The following is a 12779-nucleotide window of genomic DNA, read 5'->3' as shown; positions in this document are numbered from 1 at the left end:
GTTTGTCCCTCTTGAAATGGAAGTTTGAGTTCCCAGCTGACGGGGTGAGGACGACCTCTCCATAATGGATAACCATTCGGGACGACCCGAACAGGACAAGAGGTCACCCAATGGCATGGATCATGCTATTTATTGCCGGAATTTTGGAAGTTGTTTGGGCGGGCGCGATGAAGCAGTCCGTCGGCTTTACCCGTTTCTGGCCCACCGCGATCATGGGAGTATCTATGATCGGTTCGTTTGGGTTGCTCGCATTGGCAATGCGGGAACTGCCGTTGAGTACTGCCTACACCATCTGGGTCGGGATCGGTGCAGTCGGAGCTTTTGTCGTCGGCGTCACAATGATGGGTGAGACACTGACTGCGACACGAGTCTTGGCGGCGGTTCTGATCACAGCCGGAATTGTTACAATGAAACTGGCATAAAGGGTGTCGCTGTGCGCCAACCTGCCGTTGACGCCCGTTCCGGCATTCGTCAGGTTGTCTTCAAAACACTGATCCGAGGAGGCTTGTCAGCATGTTTAGTGATACCGACGCGCGCTTGCTGCGCGTCGCTTATGTTGAGGCCAAAGAGGGTTTTGACGAAGGTGGGTGCCCGATCGGATCGGTTCTGGCTCGCGGGGGTGAAATTGTCGCGCAGGGTAGAAATCAGCGTGTGCAGCGGGGCGACCCGATCGCACATGGGGAAATGGACGCGCTGCGCAAGGCGGGACGGCAGAAAACCTACCGAGATACCGTGCTTTATACGTCGCTATCGCCCTGCATGATGTGCGCTGGAACGATTGTTCAGTTTGGTATCCCGCGTGTTGTTATCGGCGACACGCAAAACTTTGGCGGTAATGAAGAGTTTCTGCGCCAGCGTGGGGTCGAGGTCATTCTGGCAGAAGACCCCGATTGCATCGCACTGATGAAGCGGTTCATCACGGAAAAGCCCGAACTTTGGGCGGAAGACATTGCCGAGTGATTTACGCGTCACCTAAGTGTTCACGCATTCTCCAACGCGCTGATGATGCCTGCAAAGTCCTGCGCTTTCAGGCTGGCGCCTCCGACCAACGCGCCATCCACGTTCGACACGGCAAATATCTCGGAGGCATTGCTCGGCTTAACTGATCCGCCATAAAGAATCCGGACGGAACGGCCCACGCCTTCGCCAAAGCGGCGCTCCAACCGCGCGCGAATGAAATCGTGCACTTCCCCGATCTGTTCCAGCGTAGGAACCTTACCGGTTCCGATTGCCCAGATCGGCTCGTAGGCAACGACGAGGTTTTCGCCCGTAGACTGATCCGGGATCGAGCCGGACAATTGCCCGCCAATGATATCGAGCGTGTTTGCTGCTTCGCGCTGTTCCAGGCTTTCGCCGACGCAGATGATCGCCATAAGGCCTGCGTCCATTGCTGTGCGGGCCTTGGCCCGGATGTCATCGTTGTCCTCTCCGTGGTCTTCGCGCCGCTCGGAGTGGCCGAGAATCACCGCATTGGCACCCGCGTCCAGCAACATATCGGCGCTCAGATCACCAGTATGGGCGCCGGAAGCGTCCGGATGGCAATCCTGACCTCCGACAGCGACGCCTGAGCCGTCTGCAGCTTGGGATGCGCGATGCAGCAAGGTTGCCGGCGGGCAAATCAGAATATCGACGGAAGGATCTGGGTACATCCCGGCAAGTGCCGTGATCTCTGTCAGCGAAGCCCCTAATCCATTCATTTTCCAGTTCCCAGCCGCCAGTTTGCGCCGCATCTGGTATTCCTCTCTGCCTGATGTGTTTGGAACGCGATAACATCGTCCGCGACGCCTGACAATTCCAGCCTCAGAGTAGGTCGATATAACGTGGCCAATCGTGTCACCTTGTGACTCGCTAGCACAATAAGACTTGAATGTGTCTGAAACGGCGCCTTAACGCTGAACAGTGAGGGTATCGTCGAATTTGATGGATTCGCCGCAGCCACAGGCATCGACTACATTTGGATTGCGGAACTTAAAGCCGGATTCCAGCAACGACACCTCGTAGTCGATCTCGGTCCCGAACAGGAACATCTGCGCCATGGGTGCGATCATTACACGCGCACCGTCCTGTTCGACCACCTCGTCATTAGAGTCGGCTTCATCGACATAGTCCATCGTGTATTCCATGCCGGCGCATCCACCCTTCTTGACACCAATGCGCAGCCCGGCGTGGCCGCCTGAGGTCATCAGGCGCAAGATCTGCTCTGCAGCCTTCGGCGTCATGGTTACGGCTTGTTTGCCGGGGATACCAAACATGGTGTGCTCCGTTCTCGCGTGTTGCTTCTAATCTAAGGGTCAGAAGCCCCAGGCTCAAGGGATTGCGGTCATTGCTTTTTCGACAATCGCCTTGGGTGACCGAACTCAGCAAGAGGTTCTGGCTTGTCTTAGGTCCGGAGATGCCCTTAGCGTGTGGGGTATGTCCGTTAGGCGACGGTTAGGTATTTCAAGAAAGGCGGTTTTATATGGCTATGCAATCCCTCAGCGGAACCACCCGGCGTATGGTGTTGGGTCTGACCTGTTTTTGCCTCGGGGCGCTTGCCCATTCCGCATCGGCGGAGACCAAGCGGCATCCGGTCAATTGCTCGACGGCCGAAGGCGATCTGCGCGCAATTGCCGCCGAAAAGAAACATGCCGAGACGCAACAGGCCGAAAGCGTCATCGCAATCCTGCCTGCGGGCGCGCTGCTGGGTCTTGCAACAGGGACGGAAAACAAGCGTTTGGAGATGCTGTCCGGGGATTACATCAAACAGCTTGATGACCGCGCCGCCGAAATTAAATCGACGTGTGGTGTAAAGTAGGTAGCTGATTTTAAAGAAAAAGGACCGCTCTCGGGCAAGAGCGGTCCGAAATTCGGGCCAGAGTTTGGGGGCGGCAAACAGGTCTTCAGCCCAGTTGCCCAACACTGAGCTTGAGGTGCTCTAAGGATGCTCGGCGTTGGTAACCAATTTGTCCCGCATCAATGTGACGAATACCTAAAGAAATGATGACAGGTTCACTACTGTTTGATGACAGTCGCTTGGAATCTGTAAGTGAATCCCTGGTCACATAAACCCGAGTTCCAGTCGGGCTTCATCTGACATCATTTCCATGCCCCAGGGGGGCTCCCATGTCAGTTCGACGTCCACTTCCTTGACGCCTGCGACCGGTTCGATCGCTTCGACGATCCAACCTGGCATGTCACCCGCCACCGGGCAGCCCGGGGCGGTCAGGGTCATGATGATCTTGACGGCGTTTTCGCTGTCGATGTCGACTGTGTAGATCAGACCGAGATCATAGATATTTACCGGAATCTCAGGGTCAAAAACTGTCCGGCAGGCTTCCACCACGGGTTCGTAGAGGGGGTGCTCGATGGTTGAAGGCGCAATCAGAGGGCTGCCTTCAAACTGTTCGCTGGGGTGGGTCATTGATGCCTCGGTCTGTTACCTGAGAATTTATATAGGGAAAGTGCAGGGCAGCGTCCAGAGGTGCGGTGGCGCCCAGTCGGGGCGCCAGAGCAGATTATTCGTTAATGTCGTGATTAAAGGTTTTTACCTGACCATGGGGAAGAGCAAAAATCCGTCGCAGTACCAGCCAGGCTATCAAGGACAGGACTGCAAAGATCAGTAACAGGACCGGAAGGCTTGGGCTGAGGCCGGGGATTAACAGCAGGATCCCGGTAATTGCGCTCCCGATTGCAAAGCCAAGAAAGATAAAGCCGGGCAGGGCGACCTCGGCTATGGCCAGGATCAAGGCCGCGGCCAGCCAGATCCACCAAGTTAACCAGAACGGATCAGCCATTATTACCTTCCTTTCAGCATGTTGAAGGCGTTTCCAAAGGCCTCAAGCGCGTTTGCGGGAACAACGATGGTTTGCGAACCCGAGCCGGTGCCAAGCGAGTTCAGTGCTTCGACCTGTTTCAAAGCGACCTGATACTGCGCTGCCTCAATGCCGTTGTCTTGAATGGCCTTGGCAACAACACCGGTCGCGTAGGCTTCGGCTTCGGCCTGAATACGGCGGGCTTTTGCAGTCTGTTCGGCCGCGTAAAGCTCGGCATCGGCTTGTAGTTCGACCGCCCGCTTCTGACCCTCAGCCTCGGTCACCTGCGCCCGGCGTGCACGCTCAGCGTTCAGCTGCTGCAACATTGCATCACGAGTGGCCTGATCCAGGTTTACATCCAGTATCTCGGCGCGGGTCACTTCGATCCCCCAGTCATCCACGGCGGTTTCGACGCTTTCCTGAATGCGATCAATCAGTTGCGCACGGTTGGACTGGACTTCATCCAGGTCCATCTTGCCGATTTCCGCACGCACGATACCTGCAACTGTTGTTGCAATCGCACCGTCCACGTCGCGGATACGATACACTGTCTTTTCCGGTTCCAGAATGCGGTAAAATACCGAGGTGTCGATTTGAACCAGCACGTTATCCTTGGTGATTGCGTCTTGTGTCGCATTTGGCAGCTGGCGTTCGAGAATGGATATCTTGTGACGTGCAACATCCAGAAAAGGAACAATAAAGTTGATGCCCGGTCCAAGCACTGAGTGCAGGCGACCGAACCGTTCGACAACATATTTTTCGGATTGCGGAACGATCTTGATGCCCTTCAGTATGACGAGCACGATAAAGGCGGCTGCCAGAAGATAAATGATGTTCGACGTGAGCAGCCCGATAATCTGGTCTTCGGTCATTTCTGTCCTCTTTTATTGTGTACTATGGTATACATGTGGGAATTGAGTCGCCCGTTTTCAACTCTGGTATGGATTGAGCGGGGCGGGATGCAAATCATTGAAAACGAGGTTGGGGTGTGGAATATTTGCCCTGTGGCTGCTTTGCATCCCGGAGTGATTGCGCTATCGGGGGCAAATGAAGCTGATAATAGACACTGACCCCGGCATCGACGACGCGATGGCGATTGCCTATGCCGCGGCCGCACCAGATATTGACCTTATCGGTCTGACGACCGTTTTTGGAAACACCCATGTCCAACAATCCAGTCGAAATGCCCGCTATTTACTGCACAAACTAGGACTTTCTATTCCTGTAGCCGAAGGCGCACCGTTTCCGCGCGGTACCAATCGCCACACACCGTCCGAGCACGTGCACGGGCCTGAAGGGTTTGGCGACCTGACCGAAATCCCACAGATCGGTGAAAACCATTCCTTGTCAGCTGCAGAGTTCCTTGTCGAAATGGCAAAGGTGCATCGCGGCGAACTGGTAGTCTGTGCGGTCGGACCCTTGACCAATATTGCGGATGCTATGCGTCTAGACCCGGACTTTGCCGGAAACCTGAATAAGCTGGTGATCATGGGCGGGGCCGTTTTCTGCCCTGGCAATATCACCGAACATGCCGAGGCGAACATCTATCACGATGTCCGCGCGGCGGATGAGGTCTTTGCAACGCCGCCTCAGACCGTTCTGGTTGGCTTGGATGTCACTTTGAAAACCCTGTACGAGCCTGCGGATTTCGAGGCTCTGGCCGAACGCTCGGCGGACATGGGCGCGTTTCTGCGAGATATTTCAGCTTTCTACCTGAAGTTCTACAAGGATGTTGGTGGGTTGGAAGGGTGCGGGCTTCATGACTCCACTGCCGTTATCGCCTGTACCCATGCACCGATGTTCGACATTGTGGAAACCGGTCTGCGTGTAACGGCAGATGGCCCCGAGCTGGGGGCGACCCGCGCTGATCCGACCCGCGCGCCGATTTTTGTCTGTCGGGATGTCGACGGTGCAGAGGTTGTTCGGCTGTTTACTGAACGGGTTTCTACCTTGCCCTGACGGGTTGCAATGCGGTGGCAGATCGGGCAAATCCTGCCCGGTTCCGCGACCCCCGAGGCATCAAGATGACCGACCGTTTCTCCTTTAACCTCAAAGCCACCGACGGCAAGGCCCGCACCGGCGTGATCAACACCCCGCGAGGCGAGGTGCGTACCCCGGCCTTCATGCCTGTCGGCACGGCGGCCACGGTCAAAGCGATGATGCCCGAGAGCGTGCGCGCGACCGGCGCGGACATCCTGTTGGGCAATACCTACCACCTGATGCTGCGCCCTACGGCCGAGCGGATCGACAAGTTGGGTGGGTTGCACAAGTTTATGAATTGGGAACGTCCAATTCTGACCGACTCGGGTGGGTTTCAGGTCATGTCGCTCGCCGGCTTGCGCAAACTGACCGAAAAGGGCGTGACGTTCAAATCTCATATTGACGGGTCGAAGCACGAGCTGACGCCAGAGCGGTCGATGGAGATTCAACGTTTGTTGGGCTCGGATATCGTCATGTGTTTTGACGAATGCCCGGCGTTGCCGGCGGATCGCAACCGCATTGCCGATTCCATGCGCCTATCGATGCGTTGGGCTGATAGATCGCGCGAGGCGTTTGGTGACCGGCCGGGTCATGCACTGTTTGGCATCATGCAAGGAGGATTGGAGCAGGACTTGCGCGAAGAAAGCGCAGAAGCCCTGAAAAACGTAGGCTTCGAGGGCTATGCTGTCGGTGGGCTGGCGGTAGGCGAAGGGCAGGAGGCGATGTTCTCCTGTCTCGACTATGCCCCGGACTTTCTGCCTGTGGACAAGCCGCGCTATCTGATGGGCGTCGGTAAACCCGACGACATCGTCGGTGCTGTCGCGCGTGGGATCGACATGATGGATTGCGTGCTGCCGTCGCGCTCGGGACGGACAGGTCAAGTTTTCACTCGGTTCGGCGTGGTGAACATCAAGAACGCCCGTCATGCCGATGACCCGCGCCCGCTGGACGAGGCCTGCTCGTGCCCGGCCTGTTCAAATTACTCTCGCGCCTATTTGCATCACGTGTTTCGCGCCAATGAGATGATCTCAGGCATGTTGTTGACCTGGCACAATTTGCACTATTTTCAGGAAATTATGCAGGGCATGCGCGATGCGATCACTGCGGGTACATTTGACGCATGGCAGGCACAGTTCCACGCTCTGCGGGAACAAGGCGATATCGAACCACTGTAGATTGTGGCGGTAGCGGTGACAAACCGTGCAAAATTTGCTATTCTGCAAACAGTCTATTTCAGCAAATTTCTTTGTTTGTTCAGGAGGATTCTATGCCTCGTTTTTCTGCTTTCTTCGTTATTTTCGCCTTTATCGCTTCGGTTGCGCATGCAGATGTGTGGACGTTTGAGACGCCGTCCGAGAATATTCAGTGTGTCGTTGGGGAAGAATCCGGTGTCTCTGACCTTTCCTGCACAATAATCGAACGCTCAGGCTCACCAGCTTTGCCGCGTCCCTCAGATTGCCTTTCGAATTGGGGCCATGACTTTTTCATGACGAATACCGGTGCGGTTAGAATGTTATGCCAACCCCTCAGCTATAATCGCGATGGCTTTGACCGGGCTGAATATGGCGTAACTGGTCGGTTTGGCGGGTTCGTATGCCATTCGTCAGAAAAAGGTCTGGAGTGCGAAAACGAAGTCGGTCACGGTTTCTTTCTTTCCCGGGCCGTTCAGAAGGTATTTTGACCGTATTCGGCGTTATCTGGTCAGTCTTAGTGATGTGAGACCGCAAAATCGGTGGATATGTCTGTTCGATGTCTTGCAGTCGCCAAATCATCGGGCCATGCTGCATCACGACACACGGCGATAAGGTTGAAATGGGGTAACAGGTGCCCCACCTTAATCGTCCAAGACAGGAGACGGCCAAGGGTTGCCTGAATCAGGGACCGATGTCGTCTTGCCAATGATAAGGATAGAGCATGCAAGAGCCTCTGAATTCCTCATACCCCGTCCTGCCGCTGCGCGATATCGTGGTATTCCCACATATGATCGTGCCGCTGTTTGTGGGCCGAGACAAATCGGTCCGCGCGCTGGAAGAGGTGATGCAGGACGACAAGCAAATTCTGTTGTCCAGCCAGATCGACCCCAGTGTCGATGACCCGGAAATCGACGGTATCTACCGGACGGGTGTTCTCGCCAATGTGTTGCAGCTGCTTAAGCTACCTGATGGCACCGTCAAAGTGTTGGTTGAAGGGCAGGCGCGCGTTGAGATCACGGAATTCCTTGAAAACGAAGATTTTTTCGAAGCCCGCGCGGAATACCTGACTGAAATCCCCGGCGACGTCACCACCACAGAGGCGCTTTTGCGCACTGTTGCGGACGAATTCGAACGTTATGCCAAGGTGCGTAAGAACATCCCCGAAGAGGCGCTGGCCGCCGTCGGCGAAACCGCCGAGCCTGCAAAGCTGGCCGATCTGGTCTCGGGTCATCTGGGGATCGAAGTTGAGCAAAAGCAAGAACTGCTTGAAACCCTGAGCGTCAGCGAGCGGCTTGAGAAGGTTTATGGCCTGATGCAGGGCGAAATGTCCGTGCTGCAGGTAGAGAAAAAGATCAAGACCCGCGTCAAAACCCAGATGGAGAAGACCCAGCGCGAATACTATCTGAATGAGCAGATGAAGGCCATTCAGAAGGAGCTGGGCGACGGCGAGGACGGCTCGAACGAAGTTGCTGAGCTGGAAGCCAAGATCGCTGAGACCAAGCTGTCGAAAGAAGCGCGTGAAAAGGCCGAGGGTGAGCTGAAAAAGCTCAAGAACATGTCGCCCATGTCTGCCGAAGCAACCGTTGTACGCAACTATCTGGACTGGATTCTTGCACTACCGTGGGGCACCAAGTCTCGCGTCAAAAAGGATCTTAGCCGCGCGCAAGCCATTCTGGATGATGACCACTATGGGCTTGAGAAGGTCAAGGAACGGATTGTCGAATATTTGGCGGTTCAACAGCGTTCGAAGAAGCTGAAGGGCCCGATCATGTGCCTCGTTGGCCCGCCGGGTGTCGGTAAGACCTCGCTGGGTAAATCTGTTGCCAGAGCAACGGGGCGAGAGTTCATTCGCATCAGCTTGGGTGGCGTGCGTGACGAATCCGAGATTCGCGGTCACCGTCGGACCTATATCGGTTCGATGCCCGGCAAGATCATCCAGGCGCTGAAAAAGGCGAAAACCACAAACCCGCTCATCCTGCTCGACGAGATCGACAAGATGGGGCAGGACTTCCGTGGCGACCCGGCTTCGGCCATGCTCGAGGTGTTGGATCCCGAACAGAACAATACGTTCATGGACCACTATCTTGAGGTGGAATATGACTTGTCGAACGTGATGTTCCTGACCACATCCAACAGCTACAACATGCCCGGGCCTTTGCTGGATCGGATGGAGATCATTCCGCTGGCAGGTTACACCGAGGACGAAAAAAGCGAGATTGCCAAGCAGCACCTGATCGACAAGCAGATCAAGAACCATGGCCTGAAGGGCAAGGAGTTTGAGCTGACCGATGAGGCGCTGCAAGCGATCATCCGCACCTATACGCGGGAGGCGGGTGTCCGGAACCTTGAGCGCGAAATCGCCAAGGTGGCGCGGAAATCGCTGACAAAGATCATCAAGAAAGAAGCCGAGGCCGTTAAGGTGACGCCGGAAAATCTTGATGAATTTCTTGGTGTGCCCAAGTTCCGTTATGGCCTTGCCGAACAGGACGATCAGGTTGGTGTTGTCACTGGCTTGGCGTGGACCTCGGTCGGTGGTGACCTGTTGCATATCGAAGCCCTAAAACTACCGGGCAAAGGTCGGATGAAGACCACCGGTAAACTGGGCGATGTGATGAAAGAATCCATCGACGCGGCATCGTCGTATGTGCGGTCCATTTCTCCCCAGATCGGTGTGAAGCCACCGCAGTTCGACAAATTGGATATCCACGTGCACGTCCCAGATGGGGCTACACCCAAGGACGGTCCCTCGGCCGGACTGGCCATGGTTACATCGATTGTGTCTGTGTTGACCGGTATCCCGGTACGCAAGGACATTGCCATGACTGGCGAGGTGTCACTGCGCGGGAACGCGATGCCGATTGGCGGGCTTAAAGAGAAACTGCTGGCTGCATTGCGCGGCGGGATCAAGACCGTTCTTATTCCCGAAGAGAACGAAAAGGATCTGGCGGATATTCCGGACAACGTCAAAGAGGGGCTGACGATCATCCCCGTCAAGCACGTGTCGGAAGTTCTCAAGCAGGCTCTGGTGCGCAAGCCAGAATCGATTGAGTGGGATGAAGCCGCTGAAGAGGCGGCCGCAGCGGCAGCCAAGTCCAGTGATGGTGCGAGTCAGTCTGCCACAGCGCACTGAAACTGACTGAAGATGACAAGAAAAGGCGAGGTTTACACCTCGCCTTTTTTCTTTGATTACAGACCGATAACGGGCTTTTTCGGGTCCAAAACCTCCTCTTCAGCGATGTATTCGCGAAACTTTTTTGCGGGTAAGGCTGACCGAATAGCCAGCGCAAAGATGACTGCGGAAAACAGGACGCATAGAACTATGTCCCATCCAAACGGGATTTGCTTCAACGCACCCTCGCCAAATTGGCCCAGATACGAGATCAGGCCGATGCCGCTGAAGTAGGGGACGAGCCACAATGCTTCGGTCACATCCATTGCGTCGAGGCGATTGTGGAACCGGATCAGCAGCAACACCATCCCAACAACGATGGCGATGCCAAGCCGCCAGACGGTGTCCCATCCGCTCCAGTAAACGATCAGAGTTGCGATGGCGAAAGCGGATAGTCCGACAAGTTTGACCGCAGGAATGCGGATCGAGCGGGGGCGATCTGGCAAGAGGTCGCGCAGGCAGACCACGGCGACTGGCCCTACGGCAAAGGACAGCACAATTGCCGCGCCGTTCAGCGCGATGACGGTCGTAAATGGGACGGTGAGCAGGAACAGGATGCCGATCAAAAAGTTCAGTGCCAGCGCCCAAAGCGGAACACCGAACGAGGATAACATCTGCAACCTCCGCGGCAGAAATCCGTTTTGTGACAGAGCCAGCGCGATACGTGCGTTCGATCCCGTCGCGACCAGCCCATTACCGAAGGGCCCGATAACCGAACCGATGTTCAGCAAGCTGAGAAACCACAGAATTCCAACAGACATGATGACACCGTCCAGCGGACCCTGGCCGCCAAAGTTCAGGCTGGCCCAGCCGTTGCTGATCATCTTTGGATCAAGGGAGCCGATAAAGGCCACCTGAAGACCTAGATAGATGGCGGCGCACAGGATGATGGACAATACCAGAGCGGCTGGGATGGCAAATTTCGGGTTCCGAACTTCTCCGGCCATGTCGACCACGTGGCGAAACCCGATGAAGGAAAAGATGATGCCTCCGGTCGAAACTGCGGCCATGATGCCTTGCAGCCCATAGGGGGCAAACCCGTTGGGCTGAGTGAAATTCTGTACCTCAAAGCGGCTTGCAATCAACACGGCGGACAGGAAGACGGGTATGGCAATCTTGGCCCAGGTCAGCACCGCGTTCACCTGAGCGAAGAACTTGACGCCCAGTGCGTTGACCGCAACGAACACCAGCATAAAGAACAGCGCAACTGCAATTCCCGCTCCGGTTAGGTCGCCTGTATCTGCCGTATGTAGCCAGGGTGCGTAAGGGGCGAGGTATTTCAGCATGGCTTCGACCTCGATCGGCGCGGTGGTGTTGTATCCAATCCAAGCTGTCCAGCCCATCGCCATGGAAACAATGTTGCCGTGCGAGAACTGGGGCACGCGGGCAATCCCGCCCGGGATCGGCAGCATGGCCGAGATTTCTGCAAAGGTGATCGCCAGAGTGAACATCGCGAAGGCGCCAATGATCCACGACAGAACCGCTGCGGGTCCGGCATGTTGCACCGCCAGCAATGGCCCAAACAGCCATCCTGACCCGATGATGCCACCGACCGAGATGAACGTCAGGCCGATCAGGCCGATATCCCGTTTCAGCTTTGCCATGCCCCGATCCTGCTGCTTTGCGCCGTGGGGGACACGGCCAATCGCCTCAGGATAGTCAGCGCGTCAGATGCGTGACAAGCCCACCAAATTACTGAGAAGGATCGGCGACAGGGATTTTTTAAGGATGAGTGGGCTTAATATCCATGCCTAGATCAATCTCGAAATTGCTCAAGGTAAACTGAGGCTCAACAAAGTGGTGCAGGGGTATCTATTTGTGCGAATATGTAAACAAATGCAGAATTTTGTGGCCATATGTTCGAACCGGGTATCAACTTGAGTAATGAGGTTTGCCATGCTGCTGTAATGTAGGCGGTGCGTGTTGTGAGTGTGAGTGAAGATTTGGGGTTAAAGGTTATGGGTGGCGCAAAGTGATTTCTCGATTTCGAACTGATTTTCAAAGCCCAGATACTTTCACCTGAATGTCCATTGTAAGGAAACGTTTAGCTTTCATGTCATGTACATAAACCCATTTTTCATATTACGTTTCAACGAACATACTGTCAGTCGAGGTTTCTTTACGACTGTGAAGATCAGATGGAGGCCTGTCCCGCGTGGTAGGTGCTGGCGATACTGTGGTGCAGCAAAATGAATAGTTATGAGGTTTCAATCTTAGACTACGGGAGGTCGTGACATGTCCGACCACACATCAAATGTGTCTGTTGAAATGGGATCCGAACGCAATTTTGGCGTCGTTTTTGGAGTTGTGTTTGCCATTGTCGCTTTGTGGCCATTGACCGGTGGCGAAGGAATTCGGATCTGGGCCCTGGTTATTGCCGCTGTCTTTCTGGCTTTGTCATTTGTTGCGCCAAGGGTTTTGAAGTGGCCCAACAGAATGTGGTTCAAATTTGGCTTGTTGCTTGGGGCCATCGTGGCACCGATTGTAATGGCGCTCGTTTTTCTGACGACTTTCGTAACCATTGGCGGCTTAATGAGGCTTTTTGGCAAAGATCTTCTTGGCCAGAAGCTGGATAGGGATGCACAATCCTACTGGATCAAGCGCACGGACCCTCCGAACAGTATGAAAAACCAATTCTAAATTGGG

14 protein-coding genes are annotated in these 12779 nt (G+C 55.1%); 8 read left to right on the top strand and 6 right to left on the bottom strand.

The features are described from left to right. Positions 1–110: 110 nt before the first annotated feature. Together AC2TCY_RS04205 and AC2TCY_RS04200 are read left to right on the top strand one after the other, a co-directional pair. A complete protein-coding gene (locus tag AC2TCY_RS04205; protein ID WP_480845693.1) occupies positions 111–422 on the top strand; it encodes a DMT family transporter in 312 nt (103 codons plus the stop codon). A gap of 91 nt (positions 423–513) precedes the next feature. Continuing rightward, positions 514–960, top strand: coding sequence for a nucleoside deaminase (locus tag AC2TCY_RS04200; RefSeq protein WP_480845692.1), 447 nt, complete (start codon positions 514–516; stop codon positions 958–960). Between the two features lie 20 nt (positions 961–980). Here the strand turns inward: AC2TCY_RS04200 and tpiA are convergent, their stop codons facing one another. Both tpiA and AC2TCY_RS04190 read right to left on the bottom strand, forming a co-directional pair. Beyond that, positions 981–1730 carry a triose-phosphate isomerase gene (tpiA, locus tag AC2TCY_RS04195; RefSeq protein ID WP_480845691.1) on the bottom strand — a complete coding sequence of 250 codons (750 nt, stop codon included), beginning with the start codon at positions 1728–1730 and terminating at the stop codon, positions 981–983. Between the two features lie 156 nt (positions 1731–1886). Further along, complete coding sequence (locus AC2TCY_RS04190) at positions 1887–2252, bottom strand: HesB/IscA family protein (protein ID WP_480845690.1); 366 nt, start codon at positions 2250–2252, stop codon at positions 1887–1889. A 206-nt stretch (positions 2253–2458) separates the two neighbouring features. Between AC2TCY_RS04190 and AC2TCY_RS04185 the strand changes: the two genes are divergently transcribed. Then, positions 2459–2794 (top strand): hypothetical protein, encoded by a 336-nt coding sequence (locus AC2TCY_RS04185; protein WP_480845689.1) that lies wholly within the window; start codon positions 2459–2461, stop codon positions 2792–2794. A gap of 243 nt (positions 2795–3037) precedes the next feature. Here the strand turns inward: AC2TCY_RS04185 and AC2TCY_RS04180 are convergent, their stop codons facing one another. The 3 genes from AC2TCY_RS04180 to AC2TCY_RS04170 form a co-directional block, all read right to left on the bottom strand. Further along, on the bottom strand, positions 3038–3400 hold the full coding sequence (locus AC2TCY_RS04180) for an SUF system Fe-S cluster assembly protein (RefSeq protein ID WP_480845688.1): 363 nt from the start codon (positions 3398–3400) through the stop codon (positions 3038–3040). Between the two features lie 94 nt (positions 3401–3494). Beyond that, positions 3495–3773 (bottom strand): NfeD family protein, encoded by a 279-nt coding sequence (locus AC2TCY_RS04175; RefSeq protein ID WP_480845687.1) that lies wholly within the window; start codon positions 3771–3773, stop codon positions 3495–3497. A gap of 2 nt (positions 3774–3775) precedes the next feature. Beyond that, on the bottom strand, positions 3776–4663 hold the full coding sequence (locus tag AC2TCY_RS04170; protein ID WP_480845686.1) for an SPFH domain-containing protein: 888 nt from the start codon (positions 4661–4663) through the stop codon (positions 3776–3778). A 175-nt stretch (positions 4664–4838) separates the two neighbouring features. On the opposite strand from AC2TCY_RS04170, the gene AC2TCY_RS04165 reads away from it, so the two are divergent. From AC2TCY_RS04165 to lon, 4 genes are all read left to right on the top strand, one after another. Further along, positions 4839–5750: a nucleoside hydrolase gene (locus AC2TCY_RS04165; protein ID WP_480845685.1), complete on the top strand. Its 912-nt coding sequence runs from the start codon at positions 4839–4841 to the stop codon at positions 5748–5750. 65 nt (positions 5751–5815) lie between these two features. Then, on the top strand, positions 5816–6946 hold the full coding sequence (gene tgt, locus AC2TCY_RS04160) for a tRNA guanosine(34) transglycosylase Tgt (RefSeq protein WP_480845683.1): 1131 nt from the start codon (positions 5816–5818) through the stop codon (positions 6944–6946). Between the two features lie 92 nt (positions 6947–7038). After that, positions 7039–7452 carry a DUF6636 domain-containing protein gene (locus AC2TCY_RS04155; protein ID WP_480845682.1) on the top strand — a complete coding sequence of 138 codons (414 nt, stop codon included), beginning with the start codon at positions 7039–7041 and terminating at the stop codon, positions 7450–7452. Between the two features lie 233 nt (positions 7453–7685). After that, a complete protein-coding gene (gene lon, locus AC2TCY_RS04150; RefSeq protein WP_480845680.1) occupies positions 7686–10094 on the top strand; it encodes an endopeptidase La in 2409 nt (802 codons plus the stop codon). 56 nt (positions 10095–10150) lie between these two features. Here lon and AC2TCY_RS04145 read toward each other — a convergent pair whose 3' ends face one another. Beyond that, the gene (locus tag AC2TCY_RS04145; protein WP_480845679.1) at positions 10151–11737 is read right to left on the bottom strand and encodes an APC family permease; all 1587 of its coding nucleotides are present in this window, start codon (positions 11735–11737) and stop codon (positions 10151–10153) included. 631 nt (positions 11738–12368) lie between these two features. Here AC2TCY_RS04145 and AC2TCY_RS04140 point away from each other — a divergent pair. Further along, complete coding sequence (locus tag AC2TCY_RS04140; protein WP_480845678.1) at positions 12369–12773, top strand: SxtJ family membrane protein; 405 nt, start codon at positions 12369–12371, stop codon at positions 12771–12773. Positions 12774–12779 lie beyond the last annotated feature (6 nt).

The organism is Ruegeria sp. HKCCD7181 (genome assembly GCF_057221055.1).
Note: the sequence above shows the minus strand (reverse complement) of the source record. Positions and strands in the feature narration are given on the sequence as shown.